Raw genomic sequence first — 20,243 nt, forward strand, 5'->3', positions numbered from 1 at the left:
CCATGACCGACACTGCCGTCGAGCCCGAGGAGCAGATCACCGACGAGGTGAGGGACGACCCGAGCGGCCCCGACCGCATCCCGCACTTCATCGACGGGCAGCGTCGACAGGGAGCCGGTGAGACGGCGCCCGTCTTCAACCCGGCCCTCGGCACGCCCGTCTCCCAAGTGCCGCTCGCCGGCGCCGACGAGGTCGGCGAGGCGATCGCCGCCGCGAGCGCGGCGTTCCCCGCGTGGCGCGACCTCTCGATCGCGAAGCGCCAGGCGATCATGTTCCGCTTCCGCGAGCTCATCGTCTCGCGCAAGGATGAGCTCGCCGCGATCGTCACGCGCGAGCACGGCAAGGTGCACTCCGACGCACTCGGCGAGATCGCGCGCGGCATCGAGGTCGTCGAGCTCGCGACCGCCTTCCCGCTGCTGACGAAGGGCGAGTACTCCGAGAACGCCTCGACCGGCGTCGACGTCTACTCGCTGCGCCAGCCCCTCGGCGTCGTCGGCATCATCAGCCCGTTCAACTTCCCGGCGATGATCCCGCTGTGGTTCGCGCCGGTCGCGCTCGCCGCGGGCAACGCCGTCGTCATCAAGCCGAGCGAGAAGGACCCATCGGCCTCGGTCTTCATCGCCGAGCTCTTCCAGGAGGCTGGGCTGCCCGACGGCGTGCTCAACGTCGTGCACGGTGGCAAGGAGGCCGTCGACACCCTGCTGACGCATCCCGACGTCCAGGCCATCTCGTTCGTCGGCTCGACGCCGATCGCCGAGTACGTCTATGAGACCGGCTCGAAGCACGGCAAGCGCGTGCAGGCCCTCGGCGGCGCGAAGAACCACATGCTCGTGCTGCCCGACGCCGACCTCGACGTCACCGCCGACGCGGCTGTCAACGCGGGCTTCGGCTCCGCGGGCGAGCGCTGCATGGCGATCTCGGTCGTCGTCGCGATCGACTCGATCGCCGACGAGCTCGCCGCCAAGATCAAGGAGAAGATGGCGTCGATCCGCACGGGCGACGGCACGCGCGACAACGACATGGGGCCGCTCATCACGGGGCAGCACCGCGACAAGGTCGCCGGCTACATCCAGACCGCCGCCGACGACGGCGCCTCGCTCGTCGTTGACGGTCGCGACCCCGAGGTCGACGGTGACCCCAACGGCTTCTGGCTGAAGCCCACGCTCATCGACAACGTGCCCACCGACTCCGCCGCCTACAAGGAGGAGATCTTCGGCCCGGTGCTCTCGATCGTGCGCGTCTCGACCTACGAGGAGGGGCTCGAGCTCATCAACTCGAACCCCTACGGCAACGGCACCGCGATCTTCACGAACGACGGCGGCGCCGCGCGGCGGTTCCAGAACGAGGTGCAGGTCGGCATGGTCGGCATCAACGTGCCGATCCCCGTGCCGGTCGGGTACCACTCGTTCGGGGGCTGGAAGCGCTCGATCTTCGGGCAGGGCAAGGCCTACGGCAAGCACGCGTTCGAGTTCTACTCGCGCGAGAAGGTCGTCACGAGCCGCTGGCTCGACCCGAGCCACGGCGGGCTCAACCTCGGGTTCCCACAGCACGACTGAACGCGGCAGGTGAAGGCGGAGGCCCTTCCGGGCTTCCGCCTTCACCTGCTTCGACTCCTACGTGGCGCGCCGCACCGCGAAGATCAGCGACGTGCCGAGCTCGCCCGTCGCGGGGTTGACCTCGTCGTCGACGAAGCGCCCCTCGAGCTGCATGCCGAGCCGCTCCGCGACCTTCCGCGAGCCGGCGTTCTGCTCGTCGAGGTGGGCGATGACGCGGTGCGCGCCCATCGCGAAGGCGAGCTCGAGCGCCGCGCGCGCGGCCTCGGTCGCGATGCCCTTGCCCTGCTGCTCGGCCGCGATCATCCAGCCGAGCTCTGCCTGCCGGCTGCCGAGGCTCGTGATGCGCAGCATGAGATCGCCGACGAGCACCCCGTCGAGCTCGATGCCCAGCTGTGCGGCGTCGCCGTCGCGCAGGAAGACGGGCGCGCCGCCCGACGTCCAGGCCATGAGCTCGGCCTCGGTCTGGTCGCGGTTGTAGGTCCAGCGGCGCTGGCCGGGTGCGTTCCGGTAGCCGCGCACCGCGTCGAGGTCGGCGGGGGAGAGCGTGCGCAGCAGCAGCCGCTCGGTGCGCAGCGGCAGCACCGCGCGCAGCGTGCGCATCGCCTCTGCGGGCGCGATCGGCCGCACCGGCATCAGTGCTGCTGCTCCTCGGTCGGCACGCGCACCATCCCCTCTTGCGCGATCGTCGCGACGTGCGTGCCGTCGGCCTTGTAGACGAGGCCGTGGCCGAGCCCGCGGCCGCCGCCGGAGGAGCTCGTCTCGAGCTCGAGCAGCAGCCACTCGTCGACTCGCGCGCGACGGTGCCACCACACGGCGTGGTCGAGGCTCGCGGCCTTGAGGCCCGGCGTCGACCACGCGGCGCCGTGCATGCGGACGATCGGTTCGAGGATCGCGTAGTCGGAGAGGTAGGCGAGCGCCGCGCGATGCAGGGCGTCGTCGTCGGGGAGGCGGTCCTTCGCCTTGATCCAGACGTGCTGCTTGCCGTGCCGCGGGCGCGAGGGGTCCGGCAGGTAGACGGGCCCCTCGACGTGGCGGATGTCGAAGGGCCGCGCGATCACGGCTCGCGCCGAGGGGTTCTCGGCGAACGGCGCGAGCAGATCATCCGAGGAGGGCAGGTCCTCGGGCGACGGCAGTCCCTCGGGCATCGGGTGCTGCGAGCTCGGGCCGGGGTCGACGTCCTGGAACGACGAGATCATCGACATGATCGGCAGCCCGTGCTGGTAGGCCTGCACGCGCCGCGTCGAGAACGATCGGCCGTCGTGGATGCGATCGACCGCGAAGGTGATCGGCAGCTCGACGTCGCCGGGCCGCACGAAGTAGCCGTGCACCGAGTGGATGAACCGGTCCTCGGCGATCGTCCGCTGCGCCGCGACCACGGCTTGCGCCATCACCTGTCCGCCGAAGACCCTGCCGAGCGGCATCGGGTGGCTCGTGCCGGTGAAGATGTCCTCGTCCGTGCGGGCACCGGTGTCGACGAGGTCCAGGGTCTCCAGCAGGATGCGGATGCGCTCGCTCATTCGGTTCCTCTCGGGGTCTGCCGCCTAGTCTAGGGAGCGCATGCACGCCATCCTCGCCCTCGACGAACGGGCGCGCGCCGACCTCGTCCTGCTGCTCGATCGCGCCGCCGTGTTCGGCGACGGCACGGTGCGACTCGTCGCCGACGGCGACGTCGCGCTCCTCACGACGCCCATGGCGGCGGCTGCCGGACTCCTCGACTCGGGGCCCACGATCCTGGTCGCGCGAGCGTCGCGCATGCGTGAGCCGGCGCGCTTCGACGGCGTCGTGCCGCTGCCGGCGCTCCGCGATGCGCTTCGCGACGGCGCGGATGTGGAGATCCCGGATGCGGTGACCCGGCCCGCGTGGGCCGCCGTCTCACCGCCTCGGTCGGGGTGGGCGCACGCGGGCGATGTCTCGCCCGAGACGATCCGCGCGCTCGCCGCACAGGCCGCCGCCGATGTCGAGGCGGCGCTGCCGACGTCGCCCGGCGAGGCGGTGCGTCGACGCGCGGAGCGAGCGGTGTGGGCGCGGCCGGTGGACCCGAGCGGCCTCACCGCGGGCCAGGCGGCAGCGCTCGTCGCGATGCGCTTCCTCGGCGACGCCCCCGTGCGCGTGACCGCTGCCGGCGGCTGGACGCGCGCGTCGGCCCGCGCCGGCGAGGTGCTCGCGCGCTAGCCGACCGCGGACGGGGCGGCGTGCGAGCGCAGCACCCGCGCGGTCGACACGAGCAGCACGACGCCTGCTGCCGCTGCCGCGAGGCCGAGCACGAGGATGAGCGCGGATCGCGGGTTCCCGGTCATCGCGAGCATCAGCCCGCTCAGCGCGCAGCACAGCGAGCCGAGTGCGAGCATGGTGCAACCGGTCACGAGCCGCGCCACGAGCAGCGGCCGAGCGCGCAGCTGGCCGACGCGCGCGACCGCATCGCCGGCGTCCGCTCCGTCTGCGAGCGCGTCGAGCAGATGCGCGCGGATCTGCTCGACCAGGAGTACGCGCTCGGCAGGGGGCAGCGAGGCCGCCTCGAGGTCGATGGGAAGCGCTAGTGCGGGTGGCTCTCGACGTACCGCAGCAGTCCCGCAGGCACGAGGTCGAGCGCCGGGTCCTTGAAGCGGTCCACGGGGAGCCACCACAGCGGGTGGCCCGCATCCGTGACCGAGGGGAGCACCGCATCCGCCGCCGCCTCGACCGCGAGCACGAAGACGTGCTCGTGCAGGGTGTGCCCGGCGAAGTCGAAGACGTGCTCGATGACGCCGAGGAGCCGGGGCGACTCGACCGCGAGGCCGAGCTCCTCGTCGAGCTCGCGCACGATGGTGTCGGTCGCGCGCTCGCCCGGCTCGATGCCGCCGCCCGGCGGCCGGACGAACGTGCGACCGGTGACGGGATCGTCGGTGCTCGTCACGAGCAGGCGGCCGGCGGCGTCGCGGATGAGCGCGATCGCGATCGGGCGGATGCGGTCGGGCGAAGCCGGGCTCACAGGATGTCGAGCTCGGGGATGGCGCCGAGCTCCTTCGCGAGCCCACCGCCGTTCGACGACCACACCCACGGGTGCATCGAGCGCGTGTCGGCGTGCTTGCGGCCACCGGCGAGCACCGCCTCCTGCGCCGAGAGCTCGCGGATGGCGACCGCGCGCACGTGCTCGGGGTGGGCGCTCGCGAACTCGCCGTAGAGCTCCTCGTCGTGCTGGCCGTCATCGCCGACCAGCAGCCACCGCACGTGCGGCAGCTCGCGGGCGAGCCGCCGCAGCTGCGCGCGCTTGTGCTCCTTGCCGGAGCGGAAGAAGCGGTCGGGGGTGGGGCCCCAGTCCGTCAGCAGCATGCTGCCGGCGGGGTAGAGGTTGCGGGAGAGGAAGCGCGTGAGCGCCGGCGCCGCGTTCCAGGCGCCGGTCGAGAGGTAGATGAAGGGGCTCCCGGGGTGTCGCTGCGCGATGCGCTCGTAGAGCACCGCCATGCCCGGCACGGGGGAGCGCGCGTGCTCATCGAGCACGAACGCGTTCCAGGCGGCGAGGAGCGGGCGCGGCAGCGACGTCACCATCACGGTGTCGTCGATGTCGCTCACCACGCCGAAGCGCGTGGCGGGATCGACGACGAACACGGGCGCCGTGACGGGCGCGCTGCCCGCGACGGAGACGGTCACCTCGCGCCAGCCGGGCTCGAGCTGCATCGGCACGCGAGCGTCGACGAGGCCGCCGCGATCGGCGGTCACGACGTGGCGCTCGCCGCCCGCCTCGATCATCACGTCGACGTCGTTGAGTGCGAGCGACGTGAACGAGCGCCAGCCGCGCACGTTCTCGTAGAGCGCGCCGCGCTCACCGCCGGGCTCGACGAGCAGCACGCGCGCGAGCACGCGCACCCAGCCCTCGCCGCCGTAGCCGGGGTAGGTGACGATCGCGGGCATGCGGCCGGATCGCAGCGCCCCGGCCTCGCGGTGCTCGTGCACCCAGTCCTCCACGCGCGCCGCGACGTGCTTGATCGGCTCGGGGATGCGGGCGAGCGGCACCAGCTCATCCATGGGCGGCTCCTCCCGCGACTCGGTCGGGATCGACCCTACCGACTCGGCACCGGCTCGATGAGCGACGGGCCCTCCTCGCGCACGCTCCCGACGCGTCGATCGACCTCGTGCATCGCGAGCGACTCGGCGACCGAGCCCGCCTCGGCGACGACGGCCCCGAGCGCGGCCTCGCCGTCCTCGTCCGGGTCGAGCCACGCATCCCGCATCTCGGGGGAGACGACGACCGGCATGCGCTCGTGGATCTCGGCGAGCGCACCCGTCGCCGCCGTCGTGAGGATCGTCGTCGAGAGCAGCCATGAGCCGTCGGGCTGCTTCCACCAGGCGTAGAGGCCGGCGAAGCTCAGCGGGCGGTCGTCGTGGATGTAGAAGGGCGTCTTCGACTCGCCCCGCTTCTGCCACTCGAACCAGCCGTCGGCAGGCACGAGCGCGCGGCGCTCGCGGACGGCGTCGCGGAACATCGGCTTCGACGCGGCGCTCTCGGCGCGCGCGTTGAACGCGCGCGAGCCGACCGAGACGTCGTCGGCCCACGACGGCACGAGGCCCCAGCGAGCGGGCTCGAGCCGCCGGATGGGCGGCGAGTCGTCGCGCGGGGCAGGCTCGACGACGATCGGCACCGTCGTCGTCGGCGGGATGTTCCAGTTCGCCGCGGGGATCTCGCCCTGCTCGTCGACCTCGAAGAGGGCCACGAGGTCGGTCGCGGGCGTCGCCATGACGTAGCGTCCACACATGTCCGACATGCTCCCACCGCTCGGGCCCCTCGTGCGAGAGGATGGGCGCATGAACGATCGCCCGGGCAGCGGATCCTCCGTCACGGTGCGCCACGAGCCGGTGCAGGCGCGCGCGGCGCTGCGCATCGAGGCGCTCCTCGACGCCGCGGCGGCGGTCGTCGTCGACCACGGCATCGAGCACCTCACGACCGCGCTCGTCGCCGAGCGCGCCGGCGCCTCGATCGGCACCGTCTACCGCTACTTCCCCGACCGCGTCGCGGTGCTCGTCGCGCTCGCCGAGCGCAACCTCGAGCGCATCCGGCTCGCGATCGAGCGCGTGCTGCTCGCCGAGCATCCCTCGCTCATGGCGACGATCGAGGCGGTCGTGGCCGCGATGGTCGAGACGTTCCGCACGGTGCCGTCGTTCCGCTCGCTCCGCGGCGGCGAGGGGCTCGACCTCGGCCCCTCCGAGCGGCCGCCCGTCGCCCCGACCTTCGTCGACGACATGGCCGCGCACTTCCGCGAGCGCTGGGAGATCGAGCTCGACGACGAGCAGCGCCAGGCGCTCGAGCTCGCGATCGGGGCGCTCGACGCGCTCGTGACCTACGCGTTCCTGCACGACCCCGACGGCGACCCGCGCTACCTCGAGGTCGGCGTGCGCGTCATGCGCGAGCACATCGTCGCGGCGCTGCCGCAGCTCGCCGAGGGCGCGTAGCGCCTATCGCTCCTGTGGGCGCTGCCCTTCGGCGCGCTCCTCGTCGTCCTCGCGCATGTGCCGTGCCTCGACCCGCGAGACGAGCTGCTTGACGCCCCACACGACGAGGAGGAAGGCCACGATCAGCCCGACGAGCACGTAGCCCGCGCCGTGCAGGTCGTCGGCGAGCTCGCGATAGCTGCCGCCGGCCGCCCAGCCGGCGCTCGCGTAGGCCGTCGCCCACAGCACGCACGCGGGGATCGTCCAGGCGAGGAACCGCCGGTAGGACATCGGCGAGGCGCCGACGATGAGCGGCACGAGCGAGTGCGCGACCGGGAGGAAGCGCGAGAGGAAGATCGCGATGCCGCCGCGCCGCGCGAGGTACCGCTCGGTGCGGCGCCAGCGCTTCGACGCCGCCGGCCAGCGGCGCGCGAGCCACCGATCGATCGATGGGCCGAGCCAGCGCCCGATCGCGAAGCCGATCGACTCGCCCGCGATCGCCCCGAGCACCGTCGCGGCGATGAGGGCGAGCCACCACGGCCAGTCCTCGACCGCGAGGGCGGCGATGATGACGACCGTGTCGCCCGGCACGAAGAGCCCGAGCAGCACGCTCGTCTCGAGCGCCATCGCGAGGAACGCGAGCAGGGTGCGCAGCCACGGGTCGATCGAGCCGACCGTCTCGAGCACGACGTCGATGACGTCATCGATCACGAGCGGCCCGCCATCACCGGAGTGCGGAGCCCCTCGAGCCGCTCCCGCCACGAGCCGACGCGGGACGGTGCGGCGAGCTGCGGCCCGCCGACCCACGCCGCGACGCCGCGGATGCCGCGCAGCGCGTTCGCGAGCCACACCTCGGCGCCCTCGAGCTCCTCCGGGTGCGCTGCGACGCGCCGCACCTCCACGCCGTCGAGGGCGGCGACCTCCTCGATCACCGCGGCGGTCACGGAGGCCATGCGGCGGATGCGCGGGGCCGGCACGTGCAGGACACCGTCCTGCCACCACAGCAGCGCCGACCGGGATGCCTCGGCGACGCAGCCGTCCGAGCACAGGATCGGCTCGACGTCGCGGCCGACCCTCGCCGACTCCTCCTCGAGCAGCGTCTGCATCGCCTCGAGGTCGGGGCCCTTCCGCAGCGGCTCGCGGCGGGGATCGCGCGACGCGGTGACGACCTCGACCCTGTCGCTCGGCGGCGGGGCCGGCCGCATCCGCAGCCGGATGCCGGCCGGGGTGAGGTCGACGCGCGGCGACCAGCGGCCCTCAGCGGGCGCGAGTCCGACGGCGCTCCTGACGGCCGCCATCGCGTCGAGACGATCCCCGCCCGCCTCCGCCACCGCATCCGCGAACCGCAGCTGGTGCCGCTGCCACGCGAGCACGCGGCCGTCGACGACGAGCCACGAATCGGCCGCGAGCGTCGCGCCGATCGGCTCGTCGACGGGCTCGAAGCCACCCGCTGTCCAGGCGCGGACGGGGTGCTCGGCGCTCATAGGATGCACCCTATGCCAGCGACCTCTGCGCACTTGCTGCCGCACCTCGGCGCTCGCTGGTCGCTCCCGGCCGACGTCTCGCCCGAGTCGGCGTTCGCCGCGCTCGAGGCTGCCGGCGGCGACGTCGTCTGGCTCGACTCCTCGTCGAGCGGCGACCACGTGATCGGCACCGGAGCGCACGTGCTGCTCGTCGAGGACGGCCGCGCGTCGCTCGATGGCCGCCGCATCGAGGGCGACGCGCTCGAGGCGCTCGAGGCGGCGGGGGCGGCGACGCCGGGCGCGTGGGTCGGCTGGCTCGGCTTCGAGGCGGGAGTGCGGATGCTCGGGCTCGAGCCCGCGCCGGGGCGCTTCCCCGAGGCGGCGTGGCTGCTGCTCGACCGCTGGGTCGTCGTCTCGGGCGGCCAGGCGCAGCTGCAGTCGCGGAGCGGCGAGGCGTGGGCGCTCGCGGAAGTGCCGCCCGGGCGCGCGCCCTCGCGCGCGCGCATCGATCCGTCGAGCCTCCGCTGGCGCGACGACGACGCCGCCTACGCCGCGAAGGTCGAGCGCTGCCGCGACCACATCCGCGACGGCGACTCCTACGTGCTGTGCCTCACGACAGCGATCGAGGCGCCGCCGCTCGACATGGTCGCGACCCACGCGCGGCTGCGCGCCGCGAGTCCGGTGCACCATGGCGGGCTGCTCCGCATCGGCGGCGTCACGGTCTCGAGCGCGAGCCCAGAGACCTTCTTGCGCGTCGAGGGCGGTGTCGCCACCACTCGCCCGATCAAGGGCACGCGCCGCCGGGGCACCGATGACGACGAGGCGCTCGCGCGCGAGCTCTTCGAGAGCGAGAAGGAGCGCGCCGAGAACGTCATGATCGTCGACCTGTGCCGCAACGACCTGCAGCGGGTCTCGGCGCCCGGCTCGGTCGACGTCGCAGGCCTGCTCGCCGTCGAGACGTTTCCGACGGTGCACCAGCTCGTCTCGACCGTGCGCTCCCGCCTGCTGCCCGGCCTCGACCCGCTCGACGCCGTCCGAGCGCTGTTCCCCGCTGGCTCGATGACCGGCGCTCCGAAGCGCCGCACGGTCGAGCTGCTGCACGACCTCGAGGGCGCCCCGCGCGGCATCTACAGCGGATGCTTCGGGATCGTCGCGGGCGAGACGTGCCAGCTCGCGATGGTCATCCGGTCCGTCGTCGCCGACGCCGCGGGCGCCCACATCGGCGTCGGCGGGGGAGTGACGGCCCTCTCGGAGCCGGCGTTCGAGGTCGAGGAGCTGCACGTCAAGGCCGCGGCGATGCTCGCGTCGCTCGTGCCGGGCTGAGGCTCCTCAGCCGCGATCGCGATCGCGATCGCTTGCCGCGCGCGCCTCGGCCATCCGCGCGACGCGGTCGAGTCGCGACTCCCACTGCCGCCCGATCGCGTCGAGCCGGTCGGCGAGCGCGCTGAGAGTCGCGCCGATCGCCCGGTGCCGCACCGAGCGCCCCTCGCGCGTCGACTCGACGAGGCCGGCGGCCTCGAGCACCGCGAGGTGCTTCGCGATCGCCTGCCGGGAGACGGGCAGCTCCTCGGCGAGCTCGCTCGCGGAGCGCGCCCGGCTGCCGAGCAGCTCGAGGATCGCCCAGCGGGTGTCGTCGGCGAGCGCCGCGAGCTGCTGCGTCGGGGCGGCCAGTCCGCTCATGCCGCCGCCTCGAGCACGTGCCGCCGCAGGCCGTCGAGCACCATCTCCCACCCGGTGGCGTTGCCGCGCATCCGATCGTCGCGCACGTCGCCGGCCACGCGCATCCACCCCGACTCCACGACCGTGACGCGAGTGCCGTCGCCGAGCGGCTCGAGGTCGAAGCGCACGTCGCACGCCGTCGGGCCCGGTTCGGCCTCGCCGATCTCGCCCCAGCGGAACGCGAGCGTGCGCTCGGGTCGCAGCACGCGGATCGCGACCGGCCACCGCTCGCCCTCGTGCTCGAACGTGCCCGTGACGCCCTCGCGGAGGCCGCCGGGGAAGTCGCCTGGATGCCCCCACCAGGCCTCGATCGAGGCCTGGTCGGTGAGGTGCCGCCAGACGAGCGAGACGGGCGCGGGGACGTCGAGCGTGCGGGTGATCGTGCCGGCGAGCGGGTCGACCGCGGAGGGCGTCCAGCGGCGGGCGATGAGCGCGACGAGCTCGTCGAGCTCGGACGTCCAGCCCTCGCGATTGTCCTCGAGCGCGGCGCGCACGGCGAGCTCGTCGCCGAGCCGCTCGAAGCCGGTCTCGACCACGGTGACGCGCGTGCCGCCGTCGACCTCCTCGAGCGTGAAGGTCGCGAGCGTGCTGGTCTCGTCGCGGAGCGGCTCGCCGCGCCGGCCCCACCGGAACGCCCACACGTTCGGCGCGTCCGCGCGCTCGACCCGCGCGGGGAACTCGCCGGCGTCGCTCCAGCCGAAGGAGCCCGACGCGCCCTCGCCGGTGCCGTCGGGGAACGTCGCGCTGTCGCCGAACCACTCCGCGAGCGAGGCGGGCTCGGTGAGGCACTCCCATACGACCTCGATCGGGGCGCGCACCGCGATCGTTCGCGTCACGCGAGCGTTCGGCTCGTCGATCGCCGCCTGGGCGTCGTGCCGGTGCCCGGACTCCGTCTGCGACATGGCTCCTCCTGCAATCGTTCGGTTGCAGGTCACGCTAGGCGCGTGAGCAGCGAAGTGCAACCCTCGGGTTGCGTCAGTCGCTCGCCGACTCGAGGTGCTCCGCGAGGTCGACGAGCTCGTCGAGCTCGACCGTCCAGCCCGCGGCGAGCGCGCGCAGCGACTCCCGCTTCGACGCGTCGTCGCCCTCGAGCGGGAACCCCGACTCGACGAGGTGCACCTGCGTCTGGCCGTCGACGTCGCGCAGCGTCACCTCGACCGTCGACGCCTTGTCCGAGAGGATGCCCTCGGCCCAGTCGAAGACGAAGCGCGAGCCGGGCTCGAGCTCGCGGATGCGCGCGGCGAGCACGACCTCGCCCGTCCAGGCGAAGCGGCCGGTCGCGCCGGCGACGACGCCGTCGGGGAACGCGGCGATGTCGCCGAGCCAGCGCGCGAGCAGCTCGGGCTCGGTGAGGCAGCGCCACACCGTGGCGCGCTCCGCGTCGACGGCGACGATGCGCGTCACGCGCACGCCTGGCACATCGACCGTGGCGGGCGGGTTCTCGAACTCCGGCACCGTTGGGCCTCCCTCCGGCTGCCCCGATTGTGCCACGCGTCGCCTGCGGGCGAGCGCCCGTAGACTGGGAAGCCGTCGTGCCGACTCCGGCCGACGACATCCAGGAGCCCACGTGACCGACGAGACCTACGACTTCGCCCGCATCCAGCAGCGGTGGCTGCCGGTGTGGGACGAGCTGCGCCCCTTCGCGACCGACGACGAGACCGACACCCGGCCGCGGAAGTACGTGCTCGACATGTTCCCCTACCCCTCGGGCGACCTCCACATGGGGCACGCCGAGTCGTACGCCTACGGCGACGTGCTTGCGCGCTACTGGCGGCAGCAGGGCTTCAACGTGCTGCACCCGATCGGCTGGGACTCGTTCGGCCTCCCGGCCGAGAACGCGGCGATCCGGCGCGGGGCGGACCCGAAGGAGTGGACCGAGGCCAACATCGAGCAGCACAAGCGCTCGATGCGGCTGTACGCGACCGCGTTCGACTGGGACCGCATCCTCCACACATCCGACCCCTCGTACTACAAGTGGAACCAGTGGCTGTTCCTCGAGATGTACAAGACGGGCCTCGCCTACCGGAAGCCCTCGAACGTCAACTGGTGCCCCAAGGATCAGACGGTGCTCGCGAACGAGCAGGTTGTCGGCGGGCTGTGCGAGCGCTGCGACACCCCCGTGGTGAAGAAGAAGCTCACCCAGTGGTACTTCAAGATCACCGAGTACGCCGACCGCCTGCTCGACGACCTGAACCAGCTCGAGGGCCGCTGGCCCGAGAAGGTGCTGCGCATGCAGCGCAACTGGATCGGCCGCTCCGAGGGCGCCGAGGTCGAGTTCGAGATCGAGGGCCACCACTCGCGCGTGCCCGTCTTCACGACTCGCCCCGACACGCTCTACGGCGCGACCTTCATGGTCGTCGCACCCGATTCCGACCTCGCGGCCGAGCTCGCGGCGGGCGCGAGCCCCGAGGTGCGGATGCGGTTCCAGGACTACCTGGACACGGTCGGGCGGATGACCGAGATCGACCGGCAGAGCACCGAGCGCCCGAAGACGGGCGTCGACCTCGGCCGCGTCGCGATCCACCCGCTGACGGGGGAGCGGATGCCCGTGTGGGTCGCCGACTACGTGCTCGCCGACTACGGCCACGGCGCCGTCATGGCCGTGCCTGCCCACGACCAGCGCGACCTCGACTTCGCGCGCGCCTTCGACCTGCCGATCAAGGTCGTCGTCGACACGCTCGCGCCGGTCACGGGTGTCATGCCGACGATCCCGCTCGACGAGCACGGCAACGCGGTGCTGCCGGACGACCTGCCCGAGCTCGACCCCGCCTCGACCGGCGTCGCGCTGCCCGGCGAAGGCCGGATGATCAACTCCGGCGAGCTCGACGGGCTCTCGAAGGAGCACGCGATCAACCGCATGATCCAGCTGCTCGAGCGCGAGGGCGTCGGCCGCGCGGCGAAGTCGTTCCGCTTGCGCGACTGGCTCGTGAGCCGACAGCGCTACTGGGGCACGCCCATCCCGATCATCCACACGGCCGACGGGCAGGAGGTGCCGGTGCCGCTCGAGCAGCTGCCGGTCACGCTGCCCGACTCGCACGGCCTCGACCTGTCGCCGAAGGGCACGAGCCCGCTCGGCGCCGCCGAGGACTGGGTCAACGTGGCGTCGCCGATCGACGGGCGCCCCGCGCGCCGCGACGCCGACACGATGGACACGTTCGTCGACTCCTCCTGGTACTACCTGCGCTTCCTCAGCCCGAACGACGACACCCAGCCGTTCGACAAGGCGCAGGTCGAGCGCTGGGCGCCGGTCGACCGCTACGTCGGGGGCGTCGAGCACGCGATCCTGCACCTGCTCTACGCGCGCTTCATCACGAAGGTGCTGTTCGACATGGGCCACGTGCCCTTCACCGAGCCCTTCGAGTCGCTGCTCAACCAGGGCATGGTGATCCTCGACGGCGGCAAGATGTCGAAGTCGAAGGGCAACCTCGTCGAGCTCTCGGACGAGCTCGAGAAGCACGGCGTCGACGCGGTGCGGCTCGCGATGAGCTTCGCCGGCCCGCCCGAGGACGACATCGACTGGCGCGACGTGAGCCCGACCGGTGCGCAGAAGTTCCTGGCGCGCGCCTGGCGGCTCTCGAAGGAGCCGCTCGCGAAGCGCGGCGCCGACCCGAAGGGCGGCGACCGGGGGCTGCGGCGCGAGACGCACCGGTTCCTGGCGGATGCGCCGGGTCTCGTCGAGTCGCTCAAGTTCAACGTCGTCGTCGCTCGCCTCATGGAGCTGACCAACGCGACGCGCAAGGCCGTCGACTCGGGCGCCGGCGCGGCCGACCCCGCGGTGCGCGAGGCGGTCGAGACGATCGCGCTCGGCCTGTCGCTCTTCGCGCCGTACACGGCGGAGGACATGTGGGCGAACCTCGGCCACGAGCCGTCGGTCGCGAACGCGGGATGGCGGAAGCCCGACCGCTCGCTGCTCGTCGAGCAGACGGCGACGGCGATCGTGCAGGTGAACGGCAAGGTGCGCGACCGCGTCGACGTTCCCGTCGACATCGCCGATGCAGAGCTCGAGCGCCGCGCGCGGGAGCTGCCGGGCGTCGCGCGCTCGATCGGCGACGGGGTCGTGCGGCACGTCGTCGTGCGGGCGCCGAAGCTCGTGAACTTCGTCGTCGGCTGACCCGACCCGCTTGCTGGCTGAGCCGGTCCGCGCGGGCAGGGCGCTGACCGTGTCGAAGCCTTGCTGATCCACAGCCGCTCCCTGCCTCGGCACCAGCGCCGAAGCATCCGTCCTACCGTTCCCGGATGGCCGGGACGGATGCGCGCTGGCGGCTGGGCGCGGGCGCCGCAGTGCTGCTCGTCCTGGGTGCTGTCACCGGCGGCGTCGCGCAGCGCATGGTGCAGGACGCCGCGCCCGCGACGATCGTCGCGGAGCCGGTCGCGACGGCAGCCACAGAGCTCGTCGTCGATGTGCAGGGCGCGGTCGCGCGGCCGGGCGTCTACCGGCTGCCGAGCGGCTCGCGCGTGCTCGACGCGCTCGCGCGGGCCGGCGGCACGAGTGCCGAGGCTGCACCGGGCTCGCTGAACCTCGCGCGCCCCGTCGTCGACGGCGAGCAGCTCGTCGTGCCGACCGTCGAGCAGGCGGCCGCCGCCCCGCCGCCCGGTGCGCCCGGCAGCGGCGTCGCCGCTGGCGGGCTCGTGTCGCTCAACCAGGCGGATCAGGCGGCGCTCGAGTCGCTGCCGCGCGTCGGCCCGTCGCTCGCGCTCGCGATCATCGCCCACCGCGACGAGCACGGGCCCTTCACCGATCTCGCGCAGCTCGACGACGTGCCGGGCATCGGGCCGGCGCTGCTCGCGACCCTCACGCCGCTCGTGTCGCTCTGATGCGCGACCTGCGCCTCGCCCTGCCGGTCGCGATCGCGTGGGCGCTGCTCGCGACGCTCAGTCCGCACCCGGTGGTGCTCGTGCCCGCCGGGATCGCCTGCGCGGTGGTCGCGGCCGGCGGCCTGCTGCTCGCGCACGTGCTGGCGAGGCGCAGCGAGCGGGCCGCGGCACTGGTGCGGACGGTCGCGGTCGGCGCCGCGCTCGCGTGCCCGCTGCTCGCGGGCGCCGACGCGGCGGCATCGAGCGAGCTCGAGCGCTGCGACGAGCTCGTCCTGCTGCTGCTCGGAGAGGCTGCGCCAACCGAGGTCGTCGTGACGGCTTGCGACGGTGCCGGTTCGGCGCGCAGCGCGACGCTGCTGCGCGCGCCGGATGCGCCGCTCGCGATCGGCGCGACCGCGGTCGGCCGCTGCGACGCGTGGCTCGACGGATCGCGCTGGCTCCTCGCGTGCAGCTCGCTCGACGTCGGCGAACCGGCCCGCTGGGCCTCGTGGGCGGGGGCGCTGCGCGACGGACTGCTCGCGGCGTCCGCGCAGCTGCCCGGCATGGGCGGCGAGCTGCTGCCCGGTCTCACGATCGGCGACGAGCGACGCGTGAGCGCGACGCTCCGGGCCGCGATGCTCGACTCCGGGCTCAGCCACCTCACCGCGGTCTCGGGAGCGAACTGCGTCATCGTCGTCGGTGCGGCGTTCCAAGCTGCCGCAGCGGTCGGCGCTCGGCGGCCGGTCCGCGTCGCGGTCGCCGCCGCAGCGCTCGCCGGCTTCGTCGTGCTCGTCACGCCAGAGCCGTCCGTCGTGCGTGCGGGAGCGATGGCCGCGATCGCGCTCGTCGCGGTCGTCACGGGGCGGCGAGCGGGCGCCGTCGCGCTGCTCTCGCTCGCGGTGCTGCTCGTGCTCGCCGTGCAGCCGCACCTCGCGTCGAGCCCCGGCTTCGCGCTCTCGGCACTCGCCACGTGCGGCCTCATCGTGCACGGGCGCCCGATCGCCGAGGCGCTCTCGCGCGTGCTGCCGATGCCGATCGCGGCGCTCGTCGCGGTGCCGGCGGCCGCGCAGCTCTGGTGCCTGCCGGTGCTCGTCGGGCTCGACGCGAGCGTGAGCGCCGTCTCGGTGCTCGCGAACCTGCTCGCCGGACCGGCGGCGCCGATCGTCACGGTCGTCGGGCTCGCGGCGTGCCTCGCGTCGCCGCTCGCGCCCGCGGTCGCGGCGGGCCTCGCGTGGGTCGCGTGGCTCCCGGCCGCCTGGATCGCGCAGGTGGCGATGGTCGCGCAGCAGCTGCCCGCCGCCCAAGTGCCGTGGCCGGTCGCGCCCTGGGGCGCGCTCACCGCATCCGCCATGCTCGCCGCGGTGGTCGTCGGCCATGCGCGCGGCCGGATCGCGCGGGGCGTCGCGATCGCGACCGCGGTCGGGCTCATCGCCGTCGGCTCCGCCGCCTGGCCGAGCGTGCGGCTCGGCGCGCTCGCCGACTGGAGCATCGCGCAGTGCGACGTGGGGCAGGGGAGCGCCACGCTCATGCGCCACGGCAGCGCGACCGTGCTCGTCGATGCCGGCCCGGAGCCGTCCCGCATCGACGGCTGCCTCACGACGCTCGGCGTGCGCCGCATCGACCTGCTCGTGCTCACCCACTTCGACGTCGACCACGCGGGCGGCGCGAGCGCGCTGCTCGGTCGCGTCGGGCTGCTCGTGCACGGCCCGGTCGACGACCGCTCCGAGGCGCTCGTCGCCGAGCTCGCCGCGGCCGGTGCCGCGACGCACGAGGCCCGGCGCGGCGATGCGTGGGCGCTCGGCGAGATGCGCGTCGAGGCGCTCTGGCCGGTCGCCGACGAGGAGCCCGGCAACGACGCGAGCGTCGCGGTCGCGATCGACGCGCCGGGCGGCGGGCTCGAGCTCGTCGTGCTCGGCGACCTCGGTGCGCAGGCGCAATCGAGGCTCCTGCGCGCGGGCGTGCCGAACGCATCCGTCGTCGTCGTCGCCCACCACGGCTCGGCCGATCAGCTGCCCGCGCTCTACCGCCGCATCGGTGCCGCCGTCGGGCTCGTGGGCGTGGGGGAGAACGACTACGGGCACCCGACGGATGCGTCCCTCCGACTCGTGCGGGAGGCCGGCGGCCAGCCGCTGCGCACCGACGAGCACGGCACGATCGCGCTCGCGGTCGACGACGATGGCGTGCGCGTGTGGTCGGAGCGCGTCGGCGGCCCGCCGTAGGCTGGGTGCGTGGCAGCGAGCGTCCCCAAGATCGCCATCCCGAAGATCACGTGGGAGCAGGTGTCTCCCGCGCCGGTCGTGCTCGTGTTCGGCAAGGAGTCGTTCCTCGCCGATCGCGCGATGCAGCGGCTGCGCGCGCTCCTGCTCATGGAGGATCCCGAGCTCGAGATCCACGACGTCGACGCCGGCCAGTACATCGACGGCGCGCTCGAGCTCATCGCGAGCCCCTCGCTGTTCGACGAGCCGCGGCTCGTGCGCGTCGAGAACGGCGTGAAGGCGACCGACGCCCTCATCGCCGACGTGCTGCGCTACCTCGCCTCGCCCGTCGACGGCACGACCCTCGTCATCCGCCACGACGGCTCCACCGTGCGCGGCAAGAAGATGCTCGACGCGATCCGCAAGACGCCCGGCGCGATCGAGGTGGTCTGCCAGCCGCTGGGGCGCTCCGAGCTCGTGCCGTTCGTGCGCGGCGAGCTGCGATTGCTCGAGCGGGAGGCGACGCCGGGCGCGATCGCGGCACTCGTGGATGCGTTCCACTCCGACATCGCCGAGCTCGCGAACGCGGTGCGCCAAGTCGCGCTCGACACGCAGGGCGACGTGACCGAGCAGGTCGTGCGCACCTACTACTCGGGCCGCGTCGAGACGACGGCGTTCGCCGTCGTCGACGCCGTGATCGCGGGCGACGTCGCCACCGCGCTCGTCACGCTCCGGCACGCGATCGCGACCGGTGCCGATCCCGTGCCGATCGTCGCGGCGTTCGCGATGCGCTTCCGGCAGCTCGCGAAGGTCTCGGGCGCGGGCGGCGGCGACTCGCAGGCCGCGCGGCAGCTCGGCATGCAGGACTGGCAGGTGCGGAACGCCCGCAAGGATCTGCGCGGCTACTCCGACGCGACGCTGTGCGACGCGATCGAGGCGATCGCCCACGCCGACCACGCCGTGAAGGGCGCCGAGCGCGACCCGCACTACGCCGTCGAGCGGCTCGTGCGGCAGCTCGCCGCGCGCGCCTGACGGCCCGCGACCGCTGGCCGCAGGCTACGCCGAGCCGCTCCACGGGGCGGGGGCGAGCACCCAGATCGCGACCGCGTGCTCGTCGCCCGCGACCCGCCACGTGTGGGGCTCGCGGCCCGGCATGGTCAGCGCATCACCCGCTCCGACGAGCACGGTGCGGTCGGCGAAGCGGACTTCGACCGCGCCCGCGACGACGTGCAGCACCTCGACCTCGCAGCTGATCGTGTAGAGCTCCGAGCCGCCGTGCGCGCCGGGCTCGAGCTCGGAGCGCAGCACCTGCAGCTGCTCCTGCCCGCGCGGCGAGAGCATGCGCTCATCCGCACCGACGCCACCGAGGTTGATGCGCGGCGCAGCCGCCCACTGCACGAGCTGCACGTCCGGCTCCTCGAAGAGCGCGCCCACCGGCAGCGAGAGCACCTGGCACAGCTGCACGAGCGTCGCGACGCTCGGCGACGTCTCATCGCGCTCGAGCCGGCTGAGGAAGCCCTTCGAGAGCCCCGACGTCGCCGCGACCTGGCTCAGCGACATGCCCTGCGCGGTGCGCGCCGACCGCAGCTTCGCGCCGATGGCGATGGAGCTGTCGTCGGCATCGGGGTGGATGGGGCGCATGTCGATCCTCGCTGTTGGTCGCTCACCTTGACGGACGCTCCGCGACGGGCGTACGGTGACCACACTAGTTGCACAAAGCGTATCGAAAGTTGTCTAATATGCAACCCACCGAGAACCGTCCCTCGGCGCCGCGCGGACCGGTCGACGCGAGCGCGGTGCCGCGCTTCGCCGGCATCGCCACCTTCGCCCGGCTGCCGCGGCTCGACGAGGTCGGCCGCGCCGACATCGCGGTGGCGGGCGTGCCGTTCGACAGCGGCGTGAGCTACCGGCCCGGGGCGCGCTTCGGCCCGTCGCACGTGCGGGAGGCCTCGCGACTCCTGCGCCCGTACAACCCGGCGCAGGACGTCTTCCCGTTCGGCGCGCAGCAGGTCGCCGACGCGGGCGACATCGTCGCGAACCCCTTCGACCTCGAGGCGGCGGTCGCCGACATCGAGGCCGGCTCGCGCGCCCTCCACGAGAGCGCCGACCGCATCGTCGTCATCGGCGGCGACCACACGATCGCGCTGCCGCTGCTGCGCGACATCGCCAAGCAGCACGGGCCGGTCGCGGTGCTGCACTTCGACGCGCACCTCGACACGTGGGACACCTACTTCGGTGCCCCGATCACGCACGGCACGCCGTTCCGCCGAGCGTCGGAGGAGGGGCTCATCGACCTCACCGCGAGCATGCACGTCGGCACGCGCGGTCCGCTCTACGACAAGCAGGACCTCGTCGACGACGAACGGCTCGGCTTCGCGGTCGTGACGAGCGAGTTCGTCGAGGAGCACGGCGTCGCCGCCGCGATCGAGCGCATGCGCGCGCGCATCGGCTCCGCGCCGCTCTACATCTCGATCGACATCGACGTGCTCGACCCGTCGCACGCGCCCGGCACCGGCACGCCCGAGGCCGGCGGTCTCACGAGCCGCGAGCTGCTGCGCATGCTGCGCGCGCTCTCCGACCTGCACATCGTCGGCGCCGACGTCGTCGAGGTCGCCCCCGCCTACGACCACGCCCAGCTCACCGCGATCGCGGCGAGCCACGTCGTCTACGAGCTGCTGAGCGCGATGGCGCCGACGGCGGCTGCCTCCGGTGACGGCAGTGCGGACGCCTGACGCCGCCGAGGTCGAGGCCGCGGCGGCCGCGATCGTCGACGCCTTCGCAGCCACCGACGGCGAGCGCTACTTCGCCGCCTTCGCCGACGACGCATCCTTCGTCTTCCACACCGAGCCCACCCGGCTCGACAGCCGCGCCGAGTACGAGCGGCTCTGGAGCACGTGGGTCGAGAGCGGCTGGCACGTCGTCTCGTGCGCCTCGAGCGAGCCGCTCGTGCAGCCGCTGCCCGGCGGCGCCGTCTTCAGCCACACCGTCGACACGACGGTCGAGACGGGCGAGGGTCGCGAGTCGTACCGCGAGCGCGAGTCGATCGTCTTCGCCGTCGACGGCGACCGCCTCGTCGCCGTGCACGAGCACCTCTCGCCGCTCGCCTGATCACT

At 73.5% G+C, this 20,243-nt stretch carries 22 protein-coding genes; 10 read left to right on the top strand and 12 right to left on the bottom strand.

Annotation, left to right across the window (positions count from 1 at the left end; all coding sequences use genetic code 11):
* Positions 1–2: 2 nt before the first annotated feature.
* On the top strand, positions 3–1,556 hold the full coding sequence (locus tag JSQ78_RS01310; RefSeq protein WP_211448779.1) for a CoA-acylating methylmalonate-semialdehyde dehydrogenase: 1,554 nt from the start codon (positions 3–5) through the stop codon (positions 1,554–1,556).
* A gap of 57 nt (positions 1,557–1,613) precedes the next feature.
* On the opposite strand, the gene JSQ78_RS01315 is transcribed toward JSQ78_RS01310, so the two are convergent.
* Positions 1,614–2,189, bottom strand: coding sequence for a GNAT family N-acetyltransferase (locus JSQ78_RS01315; RefSeq protein ID WP_211448781.1), 576 nt, complete (start codon positions 2,187–2,189; stop codon positions 1,614–1,616).
* Positions 2,189–3,073: an acyl-CoA thioesterase gene (locus JSQ78_RS01320; RefSeq protein WP_211448783.1), complete on the bottom strand. Its 885-nt coding sequence runs from the start codon at positions 3,071–3,073 to the stop codon at positions 2,189–2,191. The genes JSQ78_RS01315 and JSQ78_RS01320 overlap by 1 nt, the downstream gene beginning before the upstream one ends.
* A 40-nt stretch (positions 3,074–3,113) precedes the next feature.
* Here JSQ78_RS01320 and JSQ78_RS01325 point away from each other — a divergent pair, with 40 nt between their 5' ends.
* Positions 3,114–3,728, top strand: coding sequence for a DUF8185 domain-containing protein (locus JSQ78_RS01325; RefSeq protein ID WP_211448785.1), 615 nt, complete (start codon positions 3,114–3,116; stop codon positions 3,726–3,728).
* On the opposite strand, the gene JSQ78_RS01330 is transcribed toward JSQ78_RS01325, so the two are convergent.
* From JSQ78_RS01330 to JSQ78_RS01345, 4 genes are all read right to left on the bottom strand, one after another.
* On the bottom strand, positions 3,725–3,919 hold the full coding sequence (locus JSQ78_RS01330; RefSeq protein WP_211448787.1) for a hypothetical protein: 195 nt from the start codon (positions 3,917–3,919) through the stop codon (positions 3,725–3,727). The genes JSQ78_RS01325 and JSQ78_RS01330 overlap by 4 nt on opposite strands.
* A 170-nt stretch (positions 3,920–4,089) precedes the next feature.
* Positions 4,090–4,524 (bottom strand): NUDIX hydrolase, encoded by a 435-nt coding sequence (locus JSQ78_RS01335; RefSeq protein ID WP_211448789.1) that lies wholly within the window; start codon positions 4,522–4,524, stop codon positions 4,090–4,092.
* Positions 4,521–5,558, bottom strand: coding sequence for an App1 family protein phosphatidate phosphatase (locus tag JSQ78_RS01340; protein WP_211448791.1), 1,038 nt, complete (start codon positions 5,556–5,558; stop codon positions 4,521–4,523). Before JSQ78_RS01340 ends, JSQ78_RS01335 begins: the two co-directional genes overlap by 4 nt.
* Positions 5,559–5,593: 35 nt before the next feature.
* Positions 5,594–6,286, bottom strand: a complete 693-nt coding sequence (locus JSQ78_RS01345; protein WP_211448793.1) for an SOS response-associated peptidase — start codon at positions 6,284–6,286, stop codon at positions 5,594–5,596.
* Between the two features lie 49 nt (positions 6,287–6,335).
* Here JSQ78_RS01345 and JSQ78_RS01350 point away from each other — a divergent pair, with 49 nt between their 5' ends.
* Entirely contained in the window at positions 6,336–6,980 is a 645-nt protein-coding gene (locus JSQ78_RS01350) for a TetR/AcrR family transcriptional regulator (protein WP_211448795.1), read from the top strand.
* A 3-nt stretch (positions 6,981–6,983) separates the two neighbouring features.
* Here JSQ78_RS01350 and JSQ78_RS01355 read toward each other — a convergent pair whose 3' ends face one another.
* The gene (locus JSQ78_RS01355) at positions 6,984–7,670 is read right to left on the bottom strand and encodes a DedA family protein (RefSeq protein ID WP_502756128.1); all 687 of its coding nucleotides are present in this window, start codon (positions 7,668–7,670) and stop codon (positions 6,984–6,986) included.
* Entirely contained in the window at positions 7,667–8,443 is a 777-nt protein-coding gene (locus JSQ78_RS01360) for an aminotransferase class IV (RefSeq protein WP_211448797.1), read from the bottom strand. Before JSQ78_RS01360 ends, JSQ78_RS01355 begins: the two co-directional genes overlap by 4 nt.
* A gap of 12 nt (positions 8,444–8,455) precedes the next feature.
* On the opposite strand from JSQ78_RS01360, the gene JSQ78_RS01365 reads away from it, so the two are divergent.
* On the top strand, positions 8,456–9,745 hold the full coding sequence (locus JSQ78_RS01365; protein WP_211448799.1) for an anthranilate synthase component I family protein: 1,290 nt from the start codon (positions 8,456–8,458) through the stop codon (positions 9,743–9,745).
* A gap of 6 nt (positions 9,746–9,751) precedes the next feature.
* Here the strand turns inward: JSQ78_RS01365 and JSQ78_RS01370 are convergent, their stop codons facing one another.
* The 3 genes from JSQ78_RS01370 to JSQ78_RS01380 form a co-directional block, all read right to left on the bottom strand.
* Positions 9,752–10,102 (bottom strand): ArsR/SmtB family transcription factor, encoded by a 351-nt coding sequence (locus tag JSQ78_RS01370; protein WP_211448801.1) that lies wholly within the window; start codon positions 10,100–10,102, stop codon positions 9,752–9,754.
* Complete coding sequence (locus JSQ78_RS01375) at positions 10,099–11,043, bottom strand: SRPBCC domain-containing protein (RefSeq protein ID WP_211448803.1); 945 nt, start codon at positions 11,041–11,043, stop codon at positions 10,099–10,101. The genes JSQ78_RS01370 and JSQ78_RS01375 overlap by 4 nt, the downstream gene beginning before the upstream one ends.
* Positions 11,044–11,116: 73 nt before the next feature.
* On the bottom strand, positions 11,117–11,596 hold the full coding sequence (locus tag JSQ78_RS01380) for an SRPBCC family protein (RefSeq protein WP_249295799.1): 480 nt from the start codon (positions 11,594–11,596) through the stop codon (positions 11,117–11,119).
* Positions 11,597–11,708: 112 nt separating this feature from the next.
* Here JSQ78_RS01380 and leuS point away from each other — a divergent pair, with 112 nt between their 5' ends.
* From leuS to holA, 4 genes are all read left to right on the top strand, one after another.
* Positions 11,709–14,252 carry a leucine--tRNA ligase gene (gene leuS / locus JSQ78_RS01385; RefSeq protein WP_249295801.1) on the top strand — a complete coding sequence of 848 codons (2,544 nt, stop codon included), beginning with the start codon at positions 11,709–11,711 and terminating at the stop codon, positions 14,250–14,252.
* Between the two features lie 125 nt (positions 14,253–14,377).
* The gene (locus JSQ78_RS01390; protein ID WP_211448808.1) at positions 14,378–14,956 is read left to right on the top strand and encodes a ComEA family DNA-binding protein; all 579 of its coding nucleotides are present in this window, start codon (positions 14,378–14,380) and stop codon (positions 14,954–14,956) included.
* Entirely contained in the window at positions 14,956–17,154 is a 2,199-nt protein-coding gene (locus JSQ78_RS01395; RefSeq protein ID WP_211448810.1) for a ComEC/Rec2 family competence protein, read from the top strand. Before JSQ78_RS01390 ends, JSQ78_RS01395 begins: the two co-directional genes overlap by 1 nt.
* Positions 17,155–17,163: 9 nt before the next feature.
* On the top strand, positions 17,164–18,162 hold the full coding sequence (gene holA / locus JSQ78_RS01400; RefSeq protein WP_211448812.1) for a DNA polymerase III subunit delta: 999 nt from the start codon (positions 17,164–17,166) through the stop codon (positions 18,160–18,162).
* 24 nt (positions 18,163–18,186) lie between these two features.
* On the opposite strand, the gene JSQ78_RS01405 is transcribed toward holA, so the two are convergent.
* Positions 18,187–18,771, bottom strand: a complete 585-nt coding sequence (locus tag JSQ78_RS01405) for a helix-turn-helix domain-containing protein (protein ID WP_211448814.1) — start codon at positions 18,769–18,771, stop codon at positions 18,187–18,189.
* Positions 18,772–18,869: 98 nt separating this feature from the next.
* On the opposite strand from JSQ78_RS01405, the gene speB reads away from it, so the two are divergent.
* Positions 18,870–19,862 carry an agmatinase gene (gene speB / locus JSQ78_RS01410; RefSeq protein WP_211448816.1) on the top strand — a complete coding sequence of 331 codons (993 nt, stop codon included), beginning with the start codon at positions 18,870–18,872 and terminating at the stop codon, positions 19,860–19,862.
* Positions 19,849–20,238 (top strand): nuclear transport factor 2 family protein, encoded by a 390-nt coding sequence (locus JSQ78_RS01415; protein WP_211448818.1) that lies wholly within the window; start codon positions 19,849–19,851, stop codon positions 20,236–20,238. Before speB ends, JSQ78_RS01415 begins: the two co-directional genes overlap by 14 nt.
* The last annotated feature ends 5 nt before the right edge of the window (positions 20,239–20,243 follow it).

Origin of the sequence: Agrococcus sp. Marseille-Q4369 (genome assembly GCF_018308945.1) — a bacterium.
Taxonomy (GTDB): domain Bacteria; phylum Actinomycetota; class Actinomycetes; order Actinomycetales; family Microbacteriaceae; genus Agrococcus.